21 protein-coding genes are annotated in these 21647 nt (G+C 61.7%); 9 read left to right on the forward strand and 12 right to left on the reverse strand.

Going from position 1 to position 21647, the window contains the following annotated elements; genetic code table 11:
* Window positions 1–15: 15 nt before the first annotated feature.
* The 4 genes from hrpB (at window position 16) to nhaA (ending at window position 6022) form a co-directional block, all read left to right on the forward strand.
* Entirely contained in the window at window positions 16–2592 is a 2577-nt protein-coding gene (gene hrpB, locus NKI73_RS27515) for an ATP-dependent helicase HrpB (RefSeq protein WP_352634346.1), read from the forward strand.
* 26 nt (window positions 2593–2618) lie between these two features.
* A complete protein-coding gene (locus tag NKI73_RS27520; RefSeq protein WP_352634347.1) occupies window positions 2619–3950 on the forward strand; it encodes an ActS/PrrB/RegB family redox-sensitive histidine kinase in 1332 nt (443 codons plus the stop codon).
* Window positions 3951–4035: 85 nt separating this feature from the next.
* Complete coding sequence (locus tag NKI73_RS27525; RefSeq protein ID WP_183445738.1) at window positions 4036–4599, forward strand: ActR/PrrA/RegA family redox response regulator transcription factor; 564 nt, start codon at window positions 4036–4038, stop codon at window positions 4597–4599.
* A 226-nt stretch (window positions 4600–4825) separates the two neighbouring features.
* Window positions 4826–6022 carry a Na+/H+ antiporter NhaA gene (gene nhaA, locus NKI73_RS27530; protein ID WP_352634348.1) on the forward strand — a complete coding sequence of 399 codons (1197 nt, stop codon included), beginning with the start codon at window positions 4826–4828 and terminating at the stop codon, window positions 6020–6022.
* A gap of 8 nt (window positions 6023–6030) precedes the next feature.
* On the opposite strand, the gene NKI73_RS27535 is transcribed toward nhaA, so the two are convergent.
* On the reverse strand, window positions 6031–6531 hold the full coding sequence (locus NKI73_RS27535) for an MmcB family DNA repair protein (RefSeq protein ID WP_352634396.1): 501 nt from the start codon (window positions 6529–6531) through the stop codon (window positions 6031–6033).
* A 124-nt stretch (window positions 6532–6655) separates the two neighbouring features.
* Here NKI73_RS27535 and NKI73_RS27540 point away from each other — a divergent pair, with 124 nt between their 5' ends.
* Together NKI73_RS27540 and NKI73_RS27545 are read left to right on the forward strand one after the other, a co-directional pair.
* A complete protein-coding gene (locus NKI73_RS27540; RefSeq protein ID WP_352634350.1) occupies window positions 6656–6901 on the forward strand; it encodes a hypothetical protein in 246 nt (81 codons plus the stop codon).
* A gap of 72 nt (window positions 6902–6973) precedes the next feature.
* Window positions 6974–7186, forward strand: coding sequence for a hypothetical protein (locus tag NKI73_RS27545; protein ID WP_352634351.1), 213 nt, complete (start codon window positions 6974–6976; stop codon window positions 7184–7186).
* A 152-nt stretch (window positions 7187–7338) separates the two neighbouring features.
* Here the strand turns inward: NKI73_RS27545 and NKI73_RS27550 are convergent, their stop codons facing one another.
* From NKI73_RS27550 to cueR, 6 genes are all read right to left on the reverse strand, one after another.
* On the reverse strand, window positions 7339–7929 hold the full coding sequence (locus NKI73_RS27550; RefSeq protein ID WP_352634354.1) for a PIN-like domain-containing protein: 591 nt from the start codon (window positions 7927–7929) through the stop codon (window positions 7339–7341).
* Entirely contained in the window at window positions 7926–8624 is a 699-nt protein-coding gene (locus NKI73_RS27555) for a hypothetical protein (RefSeq protein ID WP_352634356.1), read from the reverse strand. Before NKI73_RS27555 ends, NKI73_RS27550 begins: the two co-directional genes overlap by 4 nt.
* Window positions 8621–9559, reverse strand: a complete 939-nt coding sequence (locus tag NKI73_RS27560; RefSeq protein WP_352634357.1) for an IS1595 family transposase — start codon at window positions 9557–9559, stop codon at window positions 8621–8623. The genes NKI73_RS27555 and NKI73_RS27560 overlap by 4 nt, the downstream gene beginning before the upstream one ends.
* A gap of 486 nt (window positions 9560–10045) precedes the next feature.
* Window positions 10046–10450, reverse strand: coding sequence for a hypothetical protein (locus NKI73_RS27565; protein WP_352634359.1), 405 nt, complete (start codon window positions 10448–10450; stop codon window positions 10046–10048).
* 382 nt (window positions 10451–10832) lie between these two features.
* Window positions 10833–11165, reverse strand: coding sequence for an SMR family transporter (locus NKI73_RS27570; protein ID WP_352634361.1), 333 nt, complete (start codon window positions 11163–11165; stop codon window positions 10833–10835).
* A 1201-nt stretch (window positions 11166–12366) separates the two neighbouring features.
* On the reverse strand, window positions 12367–12756 hold the full coding sequence (gene cueR / locus NKI73_RS27575) for a Cu(I)-responsive transcriptional regulator (protein WP_352634362.1): 390 nt from the start codon (window positions 12754–12756) through the stop codon (window positions 12367–12369).
* A 227-nt stretch (window positions 12757–12983) separates the two neighbouring features.
* Between cueR and NKI73_RS27580 the strand changes: the two genes are divergently transcribed.
* Window positions 12984–13601 (forward strand): L,D-transpeptidase, encoded by a 618-nt coding sequence (locus NKI73_RS27580; protein WP_352634364.1) that lies wholly within the window; start codon window positions 12984–12986, stop codon window positions 13599–13601.
* 167 nt (window positions 13602–13768) lie between these two features.
* Here the strand turns inward: NKI73_RS27580 and NKI73_RS27585 are convergent, their stop codons facing one another.
* The 3 genes from NKI73_RS27585 to trpS form a co-directional block, all read right to left on the reverse strand.
* Window positions 13769–14338, reverse strand: a complete 570-nt coding sequence (locus NKI73_RS27585; protein WP_352634366.1) for a NifU family protein — start codon at window positions 14336–14338, stop codon at window positions 13769–13771.
* Window positions 14339–14527: 189 nt separating this feature from the next.
* Entirely contained in the window at window positions 14528–15019 is a 492-nt protein-coding gene (locus tag NKI73_RS27590; RefSeq protein ID WP_352634367.1) for a universal stress protein, read from the reverse strand.
* Window positions 15020–15121: 102 nt separating this feature from the next.
* Window positions 15122–16189: a tryptophan--tRNA ligase gene (trpS, locus tag NKI73_RS27595; RefSeq protein ID WP_352634369.1), complete on the reverse strand. Its 1068-nt coding sequence runs from the start codon at window positions 16187–16189 to the stop codon at window positions 15122–15124.
* Window positions 16190–16379: 190 nt separating this feature from the next.
* Between trpS and NKI73_RS27600 the strand changes: the two genes are divergently transcribed.
* Both NKI73_RS27600 and NKI73_RS27605 read left to right on the forward strand, forming a co-directional pair.
* Window positions 16380–16625, forward strand: a complete 246-nt coding sequence (locus tag NKI73_RS27600; RefSeq protein ID WP_352634371.1) for a type II toxin-antitoxin system VapB family antitoxin — start codon at window positions 16380–16382, stop codon at window positions 16623–16625.
* Complete coding sequence (locus NKI73_RS27605; protein ID WP_352634373.1) at window positions 16625–17029, forward strand: type II toxin-antitoxin system VapC family toxin; 405 nt, start codon at window positions 16625–16627, stop codon at window positions 17027–17029. The genes NKI73_RS27600 and NKI73_RS27605 overlap by 1 nt, the downstream gene beginning before the upstream one ends.
* Here the strand turns inward: NKI73_RS27605 and murJ are convergent.
* Window positions 17004–18602 carry a murein biosynthesis integral membrane protein MurJ gene (murJ, locus tag NKI73_RS27610; RefSeq protein WP_352634375.1) on the reverse strand — a complete coding sequence of 533 codons (1599 nt, stop codon included), beginning with the start codon at window positions 18600–18602 and terminating at the stop codon, window positions 17004–17006. The two genes, NKI73_RS27605 and murJ, sit on opposite strands and share 26 nt — an antisense overlap.
* A 46-nt stretch (window positions 18603–18648) precedes the next feature.
* A complete protein-coding gene (locus NKI73_RS27615) occupies window positions 18649–21453 on the reverse strand; it encodes a [protein-PII] uridylyltransferase (RefSeq protein WP_352634377.1) in 2805 nt (934 codons plus the stop codon).
* Between the last annotated feature and the right edge of the window lie 194 nt (window positions 21454–21647).

Below are 21647 nucleotides of genomic sequence, written 5' to 3' on the forward strand. Positions count from 1 at the left end.
TGATATGCGGACGCGATGACGACAAAGCCCTTGCCCGAGCTTCCTGTTTCCGCCGTGCTGCCGGCGCTGGGCGAAGCGCTCCGCGATGGCAACAACGCCGTGCTGGTGGCGCCGCCCGGCGCCGGCAAGACGACACTGGTGCCGCTGGCGCTGCTCGACGCATCCTGGCTGGGCACTGGTAAGATCGTGTTGCTCGAACCGCGCCGGCTCGCCGCGCGCGCCGCCGCCCGCCGCATGGCCGAATTGCTTGATGAGGAGCCCGGCGCCACCGTCGGCTACGCAATGCGCATGGAGAACCGCACTTCGGCAAAGACCAGGATATTGGTCGTCACCGAAGGCGTGCTCGCGCGGATGATCCTCGACGATCCTGAACTGCCCGGCGTATCGACTGTCATTTTCGACGAATTCCACGAGCGTTCGCTCGATGGCGATTTCGGTCTTGCGCTGGCGCTCGACGTGCAGGGCGCGCTGCGCCCGGATCTGCGCGTACTGGTGATGTCGGCGACGCTCGACGGCGCGCGCGTCGCGAAACTGCTGTCGGGCGCGCCGGTGATCGAGAGCGAGGGCCGCGCCTTTCCTGTCGACATCCGCTATGACGAGCGCCCCGCTGGCACCACCATCGAGGACGCCATGGCCAAGGCGATCCGCTCGGTGCTTGCCGACGAAAGCGGCAGCGTGCTTGGCTTCCTGCCCGGCCAGCGCGAGATCGAGCGCACCGCCGAGCGGCTGGCCGGAAAGGTCGGCACGGACACCGACATCGTGCCGCTCTACGGTATGCTCGACGGCAAGGCGCAGGACGCGGCGATCAAACCGGCGCCTTCAGGCCGTCGCAAGGTGGTGCTGGCCACCTCGATCGCCGAAACCTCGATCACCATCGACGGCGTGCGGGTCGTCATCGATTCCGGCCTGTCGCGGCTGCCGCGCTACGAGCCGGCCAGTGGCCTCACCCGGCTGGAGACCGTGCGCGTCAGCAAGGCTTCCGCCGACCAGCGCGCCGGCCGTGCCGGTCGCACGCAAGCTGGCGTCGCCATCCGGCTGTGGCGGGCCGAGCAGACGGCTGCGCTCCCGGCCTTCACGCCACCCGAGATCTTGGAGGCCGACCTGTCCGGCCTGCTGCTCGATTGCGCCGCTTTCGGCGTCGCCGATCCGACAGGGCTAGCCTTTCTCGATCCGCCGCCGACGCCAGCGCTCAATGAGGCAAGGGCGCTGCTGCACGCACTGGATGCCATAGGCGAGGCAGGCCGTCTGACGGAAGCGGGCACGGCGATGCGCAGGCTCGCTCTGCCGGTGCGGCTGGCGCATATGGTCGCCGAGGCAGCCAGCAGCGGCCACGCCTTCGAGGCGGCCATGCTCGCCGTGCTGCTGACTGAACGTGGGCTTGGCGGCGACGGCGCCGATCTGGAGCGGCAGCTGATGCGGTTTCGCTCGGAACGAACGCCGCGTGCCACCGCCGCGCGGCAGCTCGCCCAGCGGTTGGCGAGACAGGCCTCACCCTCCCCCTTGAGGGGAGGGTCGGCGAGCGAGCAGAGCGCAGCGACGCGAGGGAGACGGGGTGGGGTCGCCGATGGCGTGCCCGAAACGACCCCACCCCGATCCGCTACGCGGATCGACCCTCCCCTCAAGGGGGAGGGTGCCGGCGCCCTCTTGATCCATGCCTGGCCGGATCGCGTCGCCAAGGCGCGCGGTGAGCGCGGCCGTTTCGTGCTGGCCAATGGTTCGGGCGCCATGCTCGATGCCGCCGACCCGCTGGCGGGAGAGCCGTTTCTGGTCGTCGCCGACCTGCAGGGCAAGGCACAGAATGCGCGTATCACGGCGGCAGCTTCCATCAGCGAGGACGATGTCCGCGCCGCGCTCGCGGACAAGATCGAAACACGCAGGCAAACGAGCTTCGACCGCGACAAGCGCGCGGTGCGCGTGCGCGAGACCGTTCGCCTTGGCGCCATCACGCTTGCCGAGCGCATGCTGCCGCCGCCAACCGGCACTGATGCCGATCGCGCCATAACGGATGCGGTGCGCGAGCACGGGCTGTCGCTGCTGAGCTGGAGCAAGGAGGCGCAAACGCTGCGCCAGCGACTTGGCTGGCTGCGTCGCGGCCTTGGCGCGCCCTGGCCCGATATGGCGGATGCCGCCCTCATCGAGCGCCTCGACGACTGGCTGCTGCCGTTCCTGTCCGGCGCGGCATCGTTTGCCGCCATCGATGTCGGCACTGTCTCGGCCGGATTGGCCACACTCGTGCCGCACGATCTGCAGCGTAGGATCGACACGCTGGCACCAACCCATTTCGATGCCCCGTCGGGCAGCCATGTGCCGATCCGCTATGACGGCGAATGGCCGGTGCTGGCGGTTCGCGTGCAGGAGCTGTTCGGCCTCGACCGCCATCCCGCCATTGCCAATGGCACCGTGCCGCTGACACTCGAACTCCTGTCGCCGGCACACCGGCCGATCCAGACGACGCGCGACCTGCCCGGCTTCTGGCGCGGCTCCTGGGCCGATGTGCGCGCCGACATGCGCGGCCGTTATCCCAAGCATGTCTGGCCGGAAAATCCGCTGATCGCCGCTGCCACCGCCCGGGCAAAACCCAGAGGCACCTAGCGCTTGCCGTTCAGCGGCTGTAATCCATGGCCATGATTAACATTTTGCGTTCGCCCGATTTCCAGCAGAGCCAGAGACTGCGCCTCAACACGCTGATCCGGCTGCGCTGGCTTGCCATCGTCGGTCAGAGCGTTGCGGTTCTCGTCGTTGCCTATGGGCTGAAGTTTCCGTTGCCGGTCAGCCTCTGCTTCGCCCTGATCGCCTGTTCGGCCTGGATGAATCTGTTTCTCGCCTTCCGTTTTCCGGCGGCGCACCGGCTCACCCCGCTTGCGGCCTTCGGCATCCTCATCTTCGACAGCCTGCAGCTTGCCGGCCTGCTCTACATGACCGGCGGCCTCACCAACCCGTTTTCGCTGCTGATGACCGTGCCGGTCGTCATTTCGGCGACCTCGCTGCCCCTGCGCCTGACCGCCATCCTCGGTGGGCTGGTGATGTCGGCGGCGACCTTGCTGGTCTTTGTCCATCTGCCGCTGCCCTGGCATGAGGACGCACCGCTGGAGATGCCCTTCATCTATGTCGCCGGCATGTGGATGGCGGTGCTGTCCTCGATCGCCTTCACCGCCATATACGCTTTCCGGGTGGCGGCCGAAGCGCGGCTTCTGGCCAATGCGCTCGCCGCCACCGAGCTGGTGCTGCAGCGCGAGCAGCATCTTTCGGCGCTCGACGGGCTGGCCGCCGCTGCCGCGCACGAGCTTGGCACACCGCTCGCCACCATCGCGCTTGTCGCCAAGGAGATGGAAAAGGCACTCGGCAAGGATGCGAAATACGGGGAAGACGTGAAGCTGCTTCGCTCGCAGAGCGAGCGCTGCCGCGAAATCCTCAAGCGCCTGACCAGTCTGTCGTCCGAGGGCGAGGCGCATCTTTCGCGGCTGCCTTTGACCTCGCTGGTCGAGGAGGTCACCGCCCCGCACCGCGATTTCGGCATCTCGATCAAGCTTCGGCCTGGCGAGCGCATCGGGCCCGAGCCGGTCGGGCGCCGCAATCCGGGCGTCATTTACGGCCTCGGCAATCTGGTCGAGAATGCCGTCGATTTCGCCCGCAAGAGCGTCACCGTAGGCTGGAGCTGGAACGAAGCCACCGTCACCTTCTCGATCATCGATGACGGACCGGGCTTTCCGGCCGAGATCATCGACCGTATCGGCGAGCCCTATATGTCGACGCGCCAGGGCAATGAAGCCGGCGGCGGCCTGGGGCTCGGCCTGTTCATTGCCAAGACGCTGCTCGAACGCTCGGGCGCGACGCTCGATTTCCGCAATTCGAGCGGCCTGGGCGAGGGCGCCGTGGTACAGATATCGTGGCCGCGTGGTGTGTTCCTCAATCCGGAAATCACTTCGGCCAGCATGTTCGACACCGCCTGAGAGCCTTGAAGGAGCTCTAAAAATTGGACAATGAGGCTCAGGAACTATATCTGCGTAAAATTAAGGCAGCAGGAATTTTGAGACTATGACAGGCGACGAAAATATTGGCGCAATGGTTGAAGGCGAGGACACCTCGCTGCTCATCGTCGATGACGACAAGCCGTTCCTCACGCGGCTGGCCCGCGCCATGGAAACCAGGGGCTTCGTGGTCGAGACGGCCGAGAGTGTCGAGGAGGCAGTTGCCAAAGCGCGCGCCAATCCGCCCGCCTACGCCGTGGTCGACATGCGGCTTGGCGACGGCAACGGCCTCGACGTGGTCGCGGCCATCCGCGAAAAGCGTCAGGATTCCCGCACCATCATCCTGACGGGGTACGGCAACATCGCCACCGCGGTGACCGCGGTGAAGCTCGGCGCCGTCGATTATCTCTCCAAGCCCGCCGACGCCGACGATATTTTCGCGGCGCTCACCCGCACCGCCGGCGAACGCGCGGCACCCCCCGAAAACCCGATGTCGGCCGACCGCGTGCGCTGGGAGCATATCCAGCGCGTCTATGAAATGTGCGAGCGCAATGTCTCCGAGACCGCGCGCCGGCTCAACATGCATCGCCGCACCTTGCAGCGGATACTGGCCAAGCGCGCACCGCGCTGAGAGACTGCTTGGAAACTCTACTCTGGCGGCCATCTGATGGCGTTTTCTGCGCTTCCGTTGCTCACGGACCAAATGTCCGCTGCGCTACGGTTCTCGAAACCACCACCATATGACTCGCCAGAGCGAATTTCGAAACAGTCTCTAGGGGCGCGGAACACAGTCCGATGCTTGCTCCACTGCCGGAGTTTGAGCATCATCGTGAGTGACGTGGCTTAACGGAGGCGACATGCAGGATCTGAAGCAGCGGCCGGTTTCCGTCTTCCGCGAATTTCTCGATAGTGAAGCGGCCGGCGGTATCATGCTGATGGTGGCGGCGGCACTGGCCCTGATCGTCGCCAATTCGCCGCTCTCCGAAACCTACTTTTCCGCGCTCCACGCCTATCTAGGCCCGCTCAGCGTCTCGCATTGGGTCAATGACGGGCTGATGGCGGTGTTCTTCCTGCTCGTCGGGCTGGAGATCAAGCGCGAGATGCTGGACGGCCAGCTTTCCACCTGGCCCCGGCGCGTGCTGCCCGGCGTCGCCGCCGCCGGCGGCATGGTGGTTCCGGCGCTCGTCTATGTCGCCATCAACCGCAACAATACGGCGGCACTGTCCGGCTGGGCGATCCCGACCGCCACCGACATCGCTTTCGCGCTCGGCGTGCTGTCGCTGCTCGGCAGCCGCGTGCCGGCCTCGCTGAAGGTGTTCCTCACCGCACTTGCCATCATCGACGATCTCGGCGCCGTCATCATCATCGCCATCTTCTACACCAGCGGCCTGTCGCTGGCATATCTGGGGTCGGCCTTCGCTGTCATCGCCGCGCTTGTCGTGCTCAACCGCATGCGGGTGATGACGCTTGTGCCCTACCTGGTGCTCGGCGCCATCCTGTGGGTGCTGGTGCTGAAATCGGGTGTCCATGCCACGCTTGCCGGCGTCGCGCTGGCGCTGACCATTCCGCTCGAACGCTCCGCCGGGATCGGCCACGACCTCGACCATTCGCCGCTGCACCGGCTCGAGCACGGCCTGCACAGAATAGTGCCCTTTGTCGTCATTCCGATCTTCGGCTTTGCCAATGCCGGCGTTTCGCTCGCCGGCCTGAGTTTTGGCGCGCTGATCGAGCCGTTGACGCTGGGTGTCGCCGCCGGTCTGGTGGTCGGCAAGCTGGTGGGCGTGTTCGGCTCCTCGGCACTGGCCATCCGGTTCGGCCTCGCCGACCTGCCGGCCAATGCCGGCTGGACGCACATGATCGGCATCTCGCTGCTGTGCGGCATCGGCTTCACCATGAGCCTGTTCATCGGCCTGCTCGCCTTCGCCAGTGACGTGGCGTTGCAGGATGCGGTCAAGGTCGGCATCCTCGCCGGCTCCTTTGTCGCCGCCATCCTGGGTGCCGCCATGCTTTTGCTGGCGCCGGCAGTTGGTGGGGTGGACGGGGGCGAAGAGTAAGGCAAAACCTACTCGCTCTCACCCTCGAGCGTCGGCACCGACACACCGGCGAGTTCGGCCGCCAGCAGCCGTGAAGCGCCGGCCCGCGCGATCCGCAGCATCAGCGCCTTGCGCGTTGCCGCCGCCATGCGGTGCTCGGGTGCATCGCGCAGGATCTCGGCGCCATAGCCATCGGAGAGGATGAAGCCGCACTCGTCCGGAAAGATCTCCGAGGGCACACCGGGATGGGTGGCGAAGAAGAAGCGGTCGGAATGCAACCGGTAGTCGGGCCATTTGCGGTCGACCCTGAAATCCTCGATCGAGGACTTGATCTCGATGATCCAGATGTCGCCTTGCCGGGTCAGCGCGACGAGGTCGGCACGGCGGCCGGTGGCCAGCGACAGCTCGGGCAGCACATGCGCGCCCATCTCCATGAGCAGCCGCTGCACGCCGCGCCGCACCAGCATGGCACGTTCGGACTGGCGGCCGTCGATGAGTGGGTTGATTTGAATGGGGGAGATGATCGGCATGGCGGCACCATGCCAGATTTTGTTCACGGTTTGAACCCCGCTCGGGGAGGCGATTATGTACTTTGCAAACAGGCACCATTGAGAGTAGCCTCCCTTCCGGGTTTTCAGGGGAAAGGGCAAATAAATGTCAGAGCATTTGCAGGGTAGAATCATCGCGCTTGAGCTTCTTATGCGAGCGCATGTGGTAAGGCTGGCGCTCAATGAGAGAGACCCACTTGGCCATATTCAGTTCATGAAAGACGCGATGTTGAAGGATTTCCACACATACGCGCCCAAAGACCCATACAGCCAGAGTGTAATGAACGAAGCCAAGAACGCGCTAGTCCATCACTTCGATCAGGCTGCTGTGCGATTGAAGAAGGACGGCTGATAATCACCGTCTCGCCATGAGCTTTTCTAAAGGCTTCTAGCATCGGTATTTCTCCGTCCTTGGGAGGGGCAAATGTTGACGCTCTTGGGATTTCCAATCGCGTTCATTTTGGGGTTATCGGGGTTTGCGTGGTGGACCGTCATTTTTCCGACTGTCCTTGCAATCATCGGCGCGGCAAGAAGTGACCCGGCTCGCGCCCAGCGAACACAGTTCGGCAACCCGTTGATTTTTGCGTGGGCAGTTTTGCCGTTTCTCGGCCTTTGGTGGATAGGGTCGCTGTTTTAGATCAGCGACCTTTCTTGGCCTTAACGGCAGGTTTCTTCGTTGGCTTCGGCGCTGGCGGCATATGCGCCAGCTTGCCCATTACGGCGTCTGCTTTTGAGCGATCCCCATCCGCACCATGTTCGCGCGCAACGCGGATGAACTCTGCGGATTGATCAGACTGCTTCGTCTTGGGCTTCATCGAACTTCATACCTATTTGGTCAGCGGCGGCTTCCCGCTTCAACCTACGCGTTTCCCGTTTTGGGGCCGTCTCGGCGATTTGAAGCTGCATCTTAACGAGCTTCGCGTCCTCTGTCGAAATCTCGCGTAGCTCGCCCTTGCCTTCATCCGGCCATGTGGTCGGGACCACAAAGAAGCCCGGACTTGCTGTCCGAACATGTGCCAGGATCGTCGGCCACCAATGCAGCAACAAAGCTGCCTTGCGGCAGAACTGCCAGTTGTCCCACTTCGGCGCGAAGAAGACGACAACCATGCCTGCATCCACTAGGGCCAATCGCTCATGCGGGACTGTGGACATTTTCACGTCCCCGGACACGATAATTCGCCCGCCAGACGATGCGTACCGCCTAACCCAAGGCACGTCGCTCTTGCGTCGATAGTCCGGGTCTTCAGGCTTTGGCGTATAGTCTTTCGCGCTCTTGATCTCTACGCCCTGCACTAGGTGCTTTAGGCTGCGCTCTTTATGGAAAAGCGTGAAGACCCGCACCATGGCGGCTGGCATATTTTCATCAAAGGCGACCTTCAAGCCGCCTGCCGCAAGTCAGTTTCGAAGCTCACAGCCTCGCTGACTTGCTTTTCAGATATCTCGAATTGGTCCGCCACCACGCTAACGCTTCCCTCGACCTTCACGGCGTGGGCTAACCTCTCTGTCGGTATATGGCTTTCCTGTAAGATTGGCCGGCCAAAAGAGAAGCGCGGATGCACAATGACATTCGGGGCAGTTCCCTTTCGAGGATACCAAGCCACCATGTTTCCTTCCGGGTCGAACACTACGTCTTCTTTCAAAGACGGCATGAGCAAACTGGGTATCTCGAAGTTCTTGGTTTTCAGATCCTCATAAACCAGTTCGATGCCATGCTTTCTGGTGATCGCCGCAACAATCCTCCTGCCATCCGTTTGAAACACGATGCGCGTGGCGAAAGGGTGCGGATGAGCGAGGGTAGCTTTCGCCTCTTGCAGGATGGAACGAATTTCATTCAGGCGAACTCCACTGTTGGCAAACCTCGCCACGAAACGAAGCTCCATCAAGTTTGTGAAGTTGACCGCGACCTTTCCATTCACCAGCCCAAGCTGGTTGTCGATTACCGGCTGCTGGCGTCCCTTCTTGCCGTTCACCCAAATCCGCACGTCTGCCTGCGGTGCCTCGACTAGCTCTGCAGTTTCAGGAACGGTGAATATTCCGCCGCCTAGCAGGTCAGGCTTATGAGGGTCCAGCTTCACGAGACGCCTACCGACGAGTCCCGGTATTTAAGACGCTTTCCAACGATGCCTGCCATAGCGTTCACCGTCCGATTATTGTCATCAATGCCAAGCGCGATGCGGTTGTTGTAGCGAAAATCGAACTCTGCCAGATAGCGGTGAAGATGCTGCTCACCACAATGCTGGTAGATACCCTTCATGCCGCGCTTGAAGATGCTGTAGTAGCCTTCCACGGTGTTGGTGTGGACGGTCTTTTCGCCTTCGTAGCGGACATACTCGTCCTTGGAATGCGTGACGACATCGTGAGAAGCGAAATCCTGTGCGGCGCGGCGATAGATGCCGCTTTCGTCGGTCATTAGCGCGCTCTCGCGAGCGATGTTGGCGCGAACGATTGGCATCACGTTGCCCATGCGGGCGGTGTCGACGTGGAAGGAACGCGCGCGGCCGCCACGCTCGACAAGCGTAACGACGGAATTCTTATGAGCGCCACCGCCACGCTTCACCGGAGCGCCTTTCAGGCGACCGATGTACGTTTCGTCAACTTCGACATGCTTGCCTTCGCCGCCCATTGGGGAAAGAACCCCATCGCGCATAGCCTCGCGTAAGCGATGGAACATGAACCACGCGGTCTTGTACTGGACCTGCAAAGTCCGATGCAGTTGGTGAGCGCTGATGCCCTTCTTGCTGGACGCCAGAAGGTGCGCCGCCTGCCACCACTTGTGCAGCGGAACGTGGCTGCTTTCGAACACGGTGCCGACCTTCACGGTGAACTGCTTCTTGCATTCCAAGCAGCGGCGAAGGCCAGTGCGAGCGGTTGCGCCAGTCACGCGGGTAATGCGCGTCTGTTCGCAATTGCCGCACTTCGGGCACACCGGACCTTCCGGCCAAACAATCGCTTCCAGCCGCTCGAAAGCAGCTTCTTCGTTGTGGAAGTGGGGTTCGGAAAGGACGCTCATGACACTGATTTCCTAGAGTGAAATCAGTGTATCACAGCCGCCGTGTTTGTAAAGTACATAATCGCCCTCGGGGAAATATCCGATTGACAAATGAAGCGTAGTAGGAATATAATCCTTGACGATTGATTGCCAAGAGAGGATGCAACGTCATGGCCCTACGGGAAGTGCTGATGATGAGCCTGCATTGGATCGCATCACTGATTGATGCTCTCTTCCCATTTGCATGGGACGGTCGAAAAGCCCCCGAAGTCCTGGGACGAGCCGGGTTCAGTCCACTTATGCCACCAGCGTGGCTGCGACCGGCTATATCATCCGGGATCGTGGGGCCGGTCGTCGCCATGGCGTGCATGCGCCAATTCTTGCAGGTTGGCTCGCATGTCCCGCAATAGCCGCTTCATGAAGACGCGGCACCAGCATGGCGCCATCCGACTGGCGGACGTCGCTTCTTGTGCTCTCGCTTGCCCGACACGTAGGAAAGAGATCAATCTAAAGAGAGAATGGGTTGTACAAAAGGAATAAGATTGTGCTGCAGATCATGCCCAATAGCATAGCAGTCTCAGCACCCCACCATGGGCGTGATGGTTTAGGAATTTTATAGGGCGTCGCGTCGAATTCGGCCATCTTTTGCCGAAATCTATACCAACTGCGGAGCGCCTCGAAAACCACAACGCCAGTTACCCAAAGCAACAAGATAACTATGACGTTAGAAAGAGCTGTGTATTGACCCCTCGATGTGGAATTTTGTGGAATTTGTGTATTAAGCCAAATAGAACCGCCAACAATCAAGGTAAAACTTTGGATATACAGCTTCAAAGCGTCCCGAGTATATTCTAGCTTTTTGTCTACTACGTTAGATATATATTCGTATTGAGTGTCTTCATCGACTGCCATTCTAATGGCTCCCTTAGGTTTGTTATATTGTAAAATTTAGATATTGTTACCGTCGGCGCAGCTCATCGATGATTCGATTATAACTCCGTTTGAGGTGTGTAGAAAGGTCTCGCTTCGATTTTATCAACACGAACATCTAGTAGTGTTAGCGTGATTTATGCTAACGAATTGTCGAGCGTGAAGAAATGAGTTCTACGACGGTCTACTCGACAATCAAGGATTGTTGGCGCCTGCCTCGAAACCGTCTTTCCCGACCAAACCGTCCCGGCTATGTCATCCAAAATCGGGCAGTTTGGCCTCGCATCGCCCGGGGCAGGATGCCGTTCACGGTTTGAACCTGTTTTATGCGGGCGATTATCCGGTTGGCAGACCCCGGCCCAAATCAATGGGCGCTCGTTTTGGACAGCAGGTTTAAAATCAATACACCAGCCATGATCAGGCCCATGCCGACGAAGCCTGCCAGGTCGGGCTTTTGCCCATAGACAATCCAAGCGACCAGCGCGACCAGAACGATGCCGCCGCCCGCCCATACCGCGTAGGCGACGCCGACCGGTATCCGATCCAGTACCTGGGATAGGAAGAAGAATGCCGCCGCGTAACCGAGCAGCACCAGTATCGACGGGCCAAGCCTGGTGAAGCCCTCGGAGGCTTTCATCGCGCTCGTTGCGATGACCTCACCGACAATAGCCAAGGCAAGAATGGCATAGGCAGGCATAGGTGGAACCTCCATTGATGGGAGGCATCTAATGATCAGAACTCTACAACGGCGTCACGTTCACTTTCCCGTGATGAATGCTACCCCGCAGCGGGTGGTGAGCAGCCTCATCGACCGGAGGCCACTCTTTAAATTAGCTAGCGCGCATATAAGGAAAAAGTGGTATTTTAGGAGGCAGCCGGAGCTCCCCCATTACACCCCGCTCCGGTCAGGCCCGGTAGCGGTCCACCCAAAGGAAAGGCTGCCGGGCCGCCGCCTTCTATCTACCGCGGGGCAAAGTGGGGCCAGAGCCTGAGGTTCACACAAAATCTGACAGTCCGGAGATGTCCATGGGACGTGCCTCAGTTGGCCGACATGTAAGCCGCGCCGACCCAGCCCACCAAAGGTAGCTCCGGTCATCACTATGACAACTCACCCTCGCGCCTCAAATGGATATTTCGTCGCCAAAATGGCCGACGCGGATGCCGGTGAGACAACATTGCCTAAGTCGCGTCGGCCATCTGCGGCAGATTTGGATTGCCGCTCGTCAAGTCTAGCGCGGCTCAAAAGGTGGGCAATGCGCCTCGCGGCTTGGTTAAGAACGTACAATCGAGTCTCCGTGTGCCTTTTTGCAACCAACCCATGGCCCGCTCGTTGACCATTGCCGGGTTGATCCCCTGGCACTCCAGAGACTGCCCGCCGCCCTACAGCGGCGGGCCTTTTTTGCCTGATTGGAAGTCTAGCCTACAGCAACAGCGAAGGCCTCGGCGGATGCCGAGAGCCTTCGCGTTTGCCGGATTTCGTCAGAAGCGGATCCAGAAGGATCGGCGGAAACATCTGCGGCGCCAATAACCGTGACGCCAATAGCGACGGCAAACCCGTCTCCAATGGCGACGGCGGCCGCGACGGTGCCACCTGCGATGCCGCACGAACTCGATGCCGTCCTGGGCGTCAGAACTGTCCTGATCGAGGATATCGTCGGACGGTCTGTCGAGTTCATCGAGAATGCCGGGTCCCGTATTCGGGATGCCGGCCAACGCAGTGGCAGGACGCGCAAGTGCGACCACGGTCGCGGCCCCTGCCATTCCAAGCATTCCAGTCAGAAACAATCGCCGATCCATGCCAACCTCCGTCCTTGATCATTGCGACAAGGATGAAATAGTGCGGTCGATTGACGCGCCCAGATATGGAAGGAAATTGTGCCGATCGAACTGTCGCTGGGTTACGCAGCCCCCGCCATGTCATCAAGGATCGGGCAATCCGGCCTTTCGTCGCCATGGCAGGCGTGAATCAGCTTTTGCAGGGTCGAGCGCATCGACTGCAGTTCGCGCACCTTCTCCTCGATCGCCGTGACATGGGCGGCGGCGATCTCGCGCACGTCGTGGCTGGCGCGGCTGCGGTCCTGGTAAAGCGCCATCAACTGGCGGCAATCGTCGATGGAAAAGCCGAGATTGCGCGCACGGCGCAAAAAGGTCAGCCGGTGGATGTCGTCTCCGGAATAGTCGCGGTAGCCGTTGGCGGCGCGCGCCGGGGCGATCAGGCCGATCTCTTCATAGTAGCGGATGGTCTTGGCCGGCAGGCCGGAGCGGTGGGCGGCGTCACCGACATTCATGACGATTCTCCTCGATTCCTGACGAAGCCGTTGGCTCGGTCATTGAATTTCCTCCACAATCCTGTGAGGGCTGTTGCCGAAATGCCATAGTGATGTGCTTACCAGCACGTCAACTCCGGCATATAGGCATCGCGCGCTTGGCAAGCAAAGCAAATGCCAGCATGAATGATGGTGAGAAAGCGGCCGACTCGTGCCGCCGAAGTTGGGGCGGGGCACCGGATCACCTGATGCGCATGAAGTCGTTTGCAATCGTCGCCGCACTGGCGCTTTCCACTGCTATCGCCGGTTGCAGCACCATCGGCTCGCAGCTGTTCTCCAACAGCTATGGCGCGGTCACCGACGCCGGTTACCAGCTGCCGCGCATCCCGATCGAGAAAGTGCCGATGAAGTACCATCGGCAGGAAGTGAACTACGATAGCCCGGAAAAGCCGGGCACCATCATCGTCGATACGCAGAACAAGTTCCTCTACTTCATCGAAGGTGACGGAAGGGCCATTCGCTACGGCATCGGCGTCGGCCGTGAAGGCTTCGAATGGCACGGCACCGCCCATATCGCGCTCAAGCGCGAATGGCCGACCTGGACGCCGCCGCGGCAGATGATCCAGCGCCAGCCCGAATTGGAAAAGTTTGCCGGCGGCATGGAGCCGGGCCTGAAGAACCCGCTCGGTGCGCGCGCCATGTACCTGTTCAACAAGGGCGGTGATTCGGGCTATCGCCTGCATGGCAGCCCAGAATGGAATTCGATCGGCAAAGCAATGTCGTCGGGCTGCATCCGCCTGATGAACCAGGACATTATCGACCTCTATGACCGCGCCTCAGTCGGCGCCAAGGTCATTGTTCTTTAGATCATGACCCCGAGAAACCGGTATCGGTTCTCGGAAAAATCATGATCAGGTAGAGGCAGCTTTCGTACGCGGACCGTCTAGGCAACAACGGACGTCCCAAACAGAAAACCGGGCAATTTGGCCCGGTTTTTTGTTTTTTGCTTGCTGTAGTTTCGACGCAATAGGCGTCAGGAGACCTGCTCGACCTGCTGCACCTCCGGCACGAAGTGGCGCAGAAGGTTCTGGATGCCGTGCTTCAGCGTCGCCGTCGATGACGGGCAGCCGGCGCAGGCGCCTTTCATGTGCAGGAACACCGTGCCGTTCTCGAAGCCGCGGAAGGTGATGTCGCCGCCATCCTGGGCGACCGCCGGGCGCACCCGCGTATCGAGCAATTCCTTGATGGTGATGACCAGTTCCTCGTCGGCCTTGTCGTAGAACTCACCGGTCAGGCTGGTCTCGGCGGCAGGGCCGGCCTTGGCCATGACAGGCGCGCCGGACATGAAATGCTCCATGATGGCGCCGAGGATCGCCGGCTTCAGATGCTGCCAGTCGGGACCATCCTTGGTCACGGTGATGAAGTCATAGCCGAAGAAAACACCGGTGACGCCGGGAATCTCGAACAGCCGGCCCGCCAGCGGTGAGGCAATTGCAGCACTGTCGGCATCGCGGAAATCGGCGGTGCCTTCCAGAAGCACTTCCTTGCCGGGCAGGAATTTCAGCGTCGCCGGGTTTGGCGTCGATTCGGTCTGGATGAACATGGCCATCTCCGTGCCCGTTTCGGGCAGCTAGTTTGGAATAATTCTAAATAGGCTTAATCGGCTGGACATTCAAGCGAAACACATCGCCGGAATGGCTGGCTGGCGGAATGTTTTTGCGCGCCCTGGGACGCGCTCGAAGGTCTGTTGAGATGCAGGTCAGGCTGGCCTCACCTGAATATCAGCACCACCTCAGGCGAGGCTGTCGATCTCCTCATCCGACAGATTCTGTGGCACGACGGTCACCGGGATCGGGAAGGCGGCACCTTTGCCGGCGACAGCGCCGACCAGCGGCCCCGGGCCTTCCTTGCCAGCACCGGCGGCCAGCACCAGGATGGCGATGTCCTGGTCTTCCTCGATCAATTTGTGGATCTCTTCCGTCGGCTTGCCTTCGCGCACCACCATCTCCGGCTCGATGCCAAGCTTCTGGCGGACCTTGCTGGCATAGCTGTCGAGTGCCGCGCGCGCCGTGGCGGTCGCCTCCTCGCGCATGATCTTCTCGACGCCCAGCCAGTGCTGGAAATCGTCCGGCTCGATGACATAGAGCAGCACCAGCGTGCCGCTAGTGCTCTGCGCCCGCTTCGAGGCGTAGGCGACGGCGCGCTCACACTCGGGCGTGTCGTCGATGATCGCCAGGAACTTGCGGCGATGGCCGGCTTCGCGGCTGAGGCGTTTGGAGACCATATTCTACCTGTTCGATGGTTTCGGTCGCAATCTGCCACTGCCGTCGCCCGGCGGCAAGCCGCCGGCCTTGGACCAGTATGGTGCAGTGCGCTAACGGTGGGGTCAGCCCTGCAGAAGCCCGATGATGTCGCGGACCGTCTTCATCGTCGCTTCGGCCAGCACGCCGGCGCGCTCGCCGCCATCCTTGAGCACCGCGTCGACATAGGTGCGATCATCGGAAATGCGGCGCATCTCGCTGGCGATCGGCGCCAGTTTTTCCACAGCAAGATCGGCTAGCGCCGGCTTGAACACCGAAAACTGCTGGCCGGCGAATTCCTTCAGCACATCCGCCTTCGACATCTCGGCGAGGCCAGCATAAATGCCGACCAGGTTTTCCGCCTCGGGTCGCGCGGCCAGGCCGTCCAGCTCGCTCGGCAACGCTTCCGGGTCGGTCTTGGCCTTGCGGATCTTCTTCGAAATGGCGTCGGCGTCGTCGGTCAGGTTGATGCGCGACAGGTCCGACGGGTCCGACTTCGACATTTTCTTGGAACCGTCGCGCAGCGACATGATGCGCGCCGCCGGCCCGCCGATGACCGGCTCGGTCAGCGGGAAATAGCCGTTCACGGTCTCTTCGCCGACCTGCATCTCGACGCCGACGCCTAGACCGGCGATGCGGTCGGAGAAGTCGTTGTTGAACTTCTGCGCGATGTCGCGGGTCAGTTCCAGATGCTGCTTCTGGTCCTCGCCCACCGGCACATGGGTGGCGCGATAGAGCAGAATGTCGGCAGCCATCAGGGAGGGATAGGCAAGCAGGCCGAGCGACGCGTTCTCGCGGTCCTTGCCGGCCTTATCCTTGAACTGCGTCATGCGGTTCATCCAGCCGATGCGCGCCACGCAATTGAAGATCCATGCGAGCTCCGCATGCTGCATGACCCGCGACTGGTTGAAGACGATGTGCTTCTTCGGGTCGATGCCCGAGGCCAGGAACGCCGCGGTGATCGACCGCGTCTGGTCGGCGAGGTCTTCATAAACGAGTTGTGCTGTCAGCGAATGCAGGTCGACGACGCAATAGATGCAATCGGATGTTTCCTGCAGGGCGACGAATTTTTTGATGGCGCCGAGATAGTTGCCGAGATGCAGATTGCCGGTCGGCTGGACGCCGGAAAAGACAAGTGGCTTGAAGGCGGTCATGATTGTCCTCATGGCTTGTGGAGGGCCGTTTCGCGCGCGGCGAAAGTCTTGCGACGGCGCGCTTATGGACGAAGGCGTGGAGCGGATCAAGAGGCGGTTTGGGATGTCAAAGTGGCTATGATCATGTTGACATAGTTATGTAGGCTACTACATATTCTCTGCTACATTTCTGGTAAGGCAGGGCTGCGAGATGACGATCAACATCAACAACAAGGAGGCGGACAGCCTGACGCGCGCCTTCGCCAAGGTCGAGGGTGTCGGCATCACCGAGGCGATCGTGATCGCCATGCGTGAAGCGCTTGAGCGCCGACGCAACCGCGAGACGCCGCTGGAGACGGCGGCTCGGTTACGGACCGAGTTCGGGATTGAGCTAAGCGAGCAGGCCCGCAGGCCATTGCCGCGCTCGGTTTACGACGAACTGTCCGGCGAAGACTGATGTTTGTCGACGCGGCCGCTATCGTCGCGATGCTGAGCCATGAGGCCGAAGCCCAGCGCTGCGCGCAGGCGGTCATGGAAGCGTCGGCTCCATTCACGTCGGCGATCGCCGTTTGGGAAGCAGCAATGGCGCTTTCGCGATCGGAAAAGCTGGCCATACCGGTCGACCTAAGCCTGAAGATAGTCAGCCGTTTTCTCGAAGAGCGGGCAATTGCCTTGCGGGAGCTTCCGCCAGCCTCCGATGCAGCATCTCTGTCAGTCGAGGCCGCGTCGCGGTTTCGCAATAACGCCATTCGCCTGAACCTAGCCGACTGTTTTCACTACGCTTGCGCGCGCTACTATGGCGTTCCGATGCTTTCGACGGCGGACGAATTCCGGCTCACGGATCTGGAGACTGTTCCTTGACAGGCGGCGTGCCCTTCCGCCCGACATTGCGCCGGATCATACCGAAATCGGCCCCACCGGTTGCAAATGCGGTGACGAAGTAGAGCAGCGCCCCACCGGCAACCAGCGCCAGAAGCGTCGTCGCCTTGACGACCAGCGGCGACCCCGGGCCGAGCCTTACGGCGAACCAGTGCTCGGCAAAATAGAGCGCCGCCCCCATCACCACCGCCGACAGCACCAGCCTTGGAATGCGCTTAATCAGCGGTACGTCGCGGCCCCAATGGCCGCGCCGGATCAAGACGCCGAGCAGCATCACCGCGTTGACCCAGCCGGCGACGGCCGAGGCTACCGCAATGCCGGGAGCGCCCATCCGTGGAAACAGCGTCAGCGCCGTCGTCACGTTCACCGCCACCGAGATGGCGGCAAAGATCATCGGCGTGCGCGTGTCCTCGCGGGCGAAATATCCTGGAGTAAATGCCTTGATCAGCACGAAGGCCGGCAGGCCGAGGCCGAAGATGGCCAGGATCGCCGCCACCGTCGGCGTCGAGCCGTTGGCGGCAAACGCGCCACGCTCGTAGACCAGCCGCACGATCGGTTCCGACATCACCCAGAGTGCGGCTGCTGCCGGCAAGGTCAGGAACAGCGTGAATTCGACCGAGCGGTTCTGCAGATTGGCCGCCTCGATCGGATTGCCCGACTTCAGCGCCCGCGACAGTTCAGGCAATAGCACGATCGCGACCGCCACCCCGACCACGCCGAGCGGCAGCTGGTAGATGCGGTCGGCATAGGCAAGCGAAGAGACAGCGCTGTTCTGTGCCGAGGCGATCGCCGTGCCGATCAGCTGGTTGATCTGGGTGATGCCGCCGGTGATCGCCGCCGGCAGCGCCAGGATCAGCAGCCGCTTGACAGCGGGCGTCATTTTCGGACGGCGGAAGCCGATAGAGATGCCGGCATGGCGCACCGCCACCCAGACGATCGCCAGTTGCACCAATCCGGCGGCAAGCACGCCCCAGGACAGCCCATAGCCGACGGTGAGTGCGTCCGAGCCCTTGTACCAGGCATAGGCGAGCACGCCGATCAGGATGACGTTGAGGAACACCGGCGCAACGGCGGCGGCGAAGTAGCGGCGCAGCGAATTCAGCATGCCCGCCATCATGGCGCCCAGCGACATGCAGATCAGGTAGGGGAACATGATCGTCGCCAGCGTCACCGTGGTGTCGAATTTCCCCGGTGTGCTGGCAAAACCCGGCGCCACCAGATAGCGCACGATCAGCGGCATCGACAGTTCCATGACGATCGTCAGCGCCAGCAGCGCCGTGAACAGCGCGCCGAACACTTCCTCGGAAAAGCGCTTGGCGCCATCGGTGCCGTGGGTCTCGATCTCCTTGGCGAACAGCGGCACGAAGGCGGCGTTGAAGGCGCCCTCTGCAAACAGCCGGCGAAACGTGTTGGGAAACTGGAAGGCGGCGTTGAAGGCGTCGGCGACCGGTCCGGTGCCGAGTGCTGCGGCCATCAGCATCTCACGGCCGAAGCCGAGCGCGCGGCTCATCAGCGTGCCGGAAGCGACCGTTGCGAATTTCTTGACGAGGCTCATGCGTTTGGAGACTGCCTACAGGATAAGGACAAAGTGATGGTGGCGGTCACTCGGCGGCCGCCACCCTGGCTTTGCCGCCGCGTTCGGGCACGATGCCTTCGAGCGTTGCCATCAGCCGGTTGCGAATGGTGGCGATGCGGGCCGGGCTGTCGATCTTCTGGCCGGTGAGATCGGTGACATAGAAGGTGTCGATGACCTTTTCGCCGAAGGTGGTGATGTGGGCCGATGCGATGTCGAGCGACAGGTCGGAAAGCGTTCCGGTGATCTCCGACAGCAAACCCGGCCGGTCCAGGCCTTCGACCTCGACGACCGAAAAACGGTTCGACAGTGTGTTGCGGATTTCGGCGCGCGGCGGGATCTTGAACACCTTGGCGCCGCGCCGTGGCTTGGTGCGCTTCTCGATCATCTCCGGCAGCCAGCTCTTACCGGACAGCACGTCCTCGATCAACCGGCCGACACGCTCGGCCCGCCGGCGCTCGTCCTCGTCGCGGTCGAATTCTCGCGAGATCAGGATGGTGTCCAGGGCGCGGCCGTCCGACGTCGTGAAGATCTGCGCGTCGACGATGTTGCCGCCGGCTCCGGCGCAGGCCCCGGCGATGACCGAGAGCAGGCGGGGATGGTCCTGCGCCAGCACGGTGATTTCGGTCACTGCCTCGAACTGGTGGGTCTTGACCATGGTGGCAAGCTTCTTGCCCGCCACATCAGCCTCGCGGATGAATTCGGCATGGCGCAGCTGGTCGGCGAGATCGACGGTCAAAAGGTAGTTCTCGTAATGTTGGCCGACATAGCGCTTACGGACCTTGTCCGGCCAACTGGCAAGTGCTTCGGCGAGAAGCTCGCGCGCCGCCGCCGTGCGCTGGGCGCGCGACACTTCCGAAAACCCGCCCGTCAGCAGCAATTCGGTCTCGTAGTAGAGCGTGCGCAGCAACTGGCCCTTCCAGCCGTTCCAGACACCGGGTCCGACGCCCCTGATGTCGCAGACGGTGAGGATCAAAAGCAGCTTCAGCCGCTCGACCGACTGTACGATCGCGGCGAAATCCTCGATGGTCTTGCGGTCGTTGAGGTCGCGGGTCTGCGCCGTCATCGACATCACCAGGTGGTTCTCGACCAGCCAGGCAACGGTTTCGGTATCGGCCGGGGACAGCCCCATATGCGGGCAGATGCGCCGGGCGATCCTGGCGCCCGCTTCCGAATGGTCTTCGGGCCTGCCCTTGGCGATGTCGTGAAGAAGCACGGCGACATAGAGCGCCTCGCGGCTCTTCTTCAGTCCCGGCATCAGCGTATGCGAGAGGGGATGGACCTTTTCGCCGTCGCCGCGTTCGATCTCGGCCAGCACGCCGATGCAGCGGATCAGGTGCTCGTCCACCGTATAATGGTGGTACATCGAGAACTGCATCATGGCGACGATCTTGCCGAAATCCGGGATCAGTCTGCCGAGCAGCCCGGCCTCGTTCATGCGCCGCAGATTGAGTTCGGCATTGCGGTCCGAGGTCAGGATGTCGAGGAACAGCCGGTTGGCCTCCTCGTCACGCCGCAGCGATTTGTTGACCAGGCCGAGCGAGCGGGTCAGCAGCTTCAGCGCATCGGGGTGGAACTCCAGGCCGTGCTTGTCGGCGAACCAGAACAATCTCAAAAGATTGACCGGATCGCGTTCGAACACCTGGTCGTCGGCGATGTTGATGCGGTGGTTGTCGACGATGAAGTCCGACGTGCCGGCCAGCTTGCGCTTGCGGCGCGAGAAGGTGAGGAAGATACGGTTGAAGCCCGGCACGTGCTTGGCCTGCTCTTCTTCGAGCGCGGCGCAGAAGATGCGGGTCAGGTCGCCGACATCCTTGGCGACGAGGAAATAGTGCTTCATGAAGCGCTCGACCGCCGACAGGCCGGGGTGAGTGGTATAGCCGAGCCGTTCGGCGATCTCGCGCTGGATGTCGAAATGCAGCCGTTCCTCGGCCTTGCCGGTGAGAAAATGCATGTGGCAGCGTATCGCCCACAGAAAATCCTCGGCCTTCTGGAACTCCCGGTATTCGCCCTCGGTGAAGACGCCCTTGTCGACCAGTTCCTCGCCGGTGCGCACCCGGTAGAAATATTTACCGATCCAGAACAGCGTCTGCAGGTCGCGCAGGCCGCCCTTGCCGTCCTTGACGTTGGGCTCCACGAGATAGCGGCTTTCACCGGCCTTCGCATGGCGATCGTCGCGTTCGGCAAGCTTGGCCTGGACATATTCGGGGCCCGTCGTGCGCACCACCTCATGGTCGAAGCGCAGCATCAGCTCGTCATAGAGTTTTTCCTCGCCCCACAGGAAACGCGCTTCGAGGATCGAAGTGCGGATGGTGACGTCGGTGCGCGACAGGCGCAGGCATTCGTCGATGTTGCGGGTGGCGTGGCCAACCTTCAGCCCGAGATCCCACAGCATGTAGAGCATGTACTCGACGGTCTGTTCGCCCCACGGCGTCTGCTTGTAGGGCAGCAGGAACAACAGATCGATGTCGGACCCAGGCGCCAGCGTGCCGCGGCCATAGCCGCCGACGGCGACGACGGCCATGCGCTCCGCCGAAGACGGGTTCTTGACCCGGTAGACATGGGTGACGGCGAAATCGTAAAGCGCCCGGATAATCTCGTCCATGAGATGCGACAGCCGCGCCGCGCAGGCGCTGCCGCCGCCGTCGTCCCTGAGCATCCGTTCGGCAATGGCGCGCCCCTCTGCCAGCCGCCCCTTGAGCAGCTGGAGCACACCGCTTCGCGCTGCCTGTCCGGAACCGTCGCCTGCCGTGGCCGCGGTCAGCGCGGTCATCTCGCCGCGCATGGCTTCGCCATCGATCAGTTCGTCGAGCTTCAGGGAGATTCTTGCCATATGTCCAGGTCGGCCTTGCCTTTTCGGCGGCGTCTATAGCGCGTTTTCGCGGCGCTGGGTATGGGGCGAGAGGACGAGCTCTCCGCGGTGGTCGAATGGGATGATTTTTTCTTCTTTCGAACAGGATCGATGCATTTGGATTGGAAGAAGCTGCGGCTTCCTAGCACGCGCGACGCCGTGAGATGAAGAAATTT

It is taken from the genome of Mesorhizobium sp. M0496, assembly GCF_040321205.1.
GTDB lineage: Bacteria > Pseudomonadota > Alphaproteobacteria > Rhizobiales > Rhizobiaceae > Mesorhizobium.

Bases quoted from the DNA above. Each gene is read 5' to 3' on its own strand.
- hrpB (WP_352634346.1), top strand. From the start codon at position 16: ATGACGACAAAGCCCTTGCCCGAGCTTCCTGTTTCCGCCGTGCTGCCG.
- NKI73_RS27520 (WP_352634347.1), top strand. From the start codon at position 2,619: ATGGCCATGATTAACATTTTGCGTTCGCCCGATTTCCAGCAGAGCCAG.
- NKI73_RS27525 (WP_183445738.1), top strand. From the start codon at position 4,036: ATGACAGGCGACGAAAATATTGGCGCAATGGTTGAAGGCGAGGACACC.
- nhaA (WP_352634348.1), top strand. From the start codon at position 4,826: ATGCAGGATCTGAAGCAGCGGCCGGTTTCCGTCTTCCGCGAATTTCTC.
- NKI73_RS27535 (WP_352634396.1), bottom strand. From the start codon at position 6,531: ATGCCGATCATCTCCCCCATTCAAATCAACCCACTCATCGACGGCCGC.
- NKI73_RS27540 (WP_352634350.1), top strand. From the start codon at position 6,656: ATGTCAGAGCATTTGCAGGGTAGAATCATCGCGCTTGAGCTTCTTATG.
- NKI73_RS27545 (WP_352634351.1), top strand. From the start codon at position 6,974: ATGTTGACGCTCTTGGGATTTCCAATCGCGTTCATTTTGGGGTTATCG.
- NKI73_RS27560 (WP_352634357.1), bottom strand. From the start codon at position 9,559: ATGAGCGTCCTTTCCGAACCCCACTTCCACAACGAAGAAGCTGCTTTC.
- NKI73_RS27565 (WP_352634359.1), bottom strand. From the start codon at position 10,450: ATGGCAGTCGATGAAGACACTCAATACGAATATATATCTAACGTAGTA.
- NKI73_RS27570 (WP_352634361.1), bottom strand. From the start codon at position 11,165: ATGCCTGCCTATGCCATTCTTGCCTTGGCTATTGTCGGTGAGGTCATC.
- cueR (WP_352634362.1), bottom strand. From the start codon at position 12,756: ATGAATGTCGGTGACGCCGCCCACCGCTCCGGCCTGCCGGCCAAGACC.
- NKI73_RS27580 (WP_352634364.1), top strand. From the start codon at position 12,984: ATGCGCATGAAGTCGTTTGCAATCGTCGCCGCACTGGCGCTTTCCACT.
- NKI73_RS27585 (WP_352634366.1), bottom strand. From the start codon at position 14,338: ATGTTCATCCAGACCGAATCGACGCCAAACCCGGCGACGCTGAAATTC.
- NKI73_RS27590 (WP_352634367.1), bottom strand. From the start codon at position 15,019: ATGGTCTCCAAACGCCTCAGCCGCGAAGCCGGCCATCGCCGCAAGTTC.
- trpS (WP_352634369.1), bottom strand. From the start codon at position 16,189: ATGACCGCCTTCAAGCCACTTGTCTTTTCCGGCGTCCAGCCGACCGGC.
- NKI73_RS27600 (WP_352634371.1), top strand. From the start codon at position 16,380: ATGACGATCAACATCAACAACAAGGAGGCGGACAGCCTGACGCGCGCC.
- NKI73_RS27605 (WP_352634373.1), top strand. From the start codon at position 16,625: ATGTTTGTCGACGCGGCCGCTATCGTCGCGATGCTGAGCCATGAGGCC.
- murJ (WP_352634375.1), bottom strand. From the start codon at position 18,602: ATGAGCCTCGTCAAGAAATTCGCAACGGTCGCTTCCGGCACGCTGATG.
- NKI73_RS27615 (WP_352634377.1), bottom strand. From the start codon at position 21,453: ATGGCAAGAATCTCCCTGAAGCTCGACGAACTGATCGATGGCGAAGCC.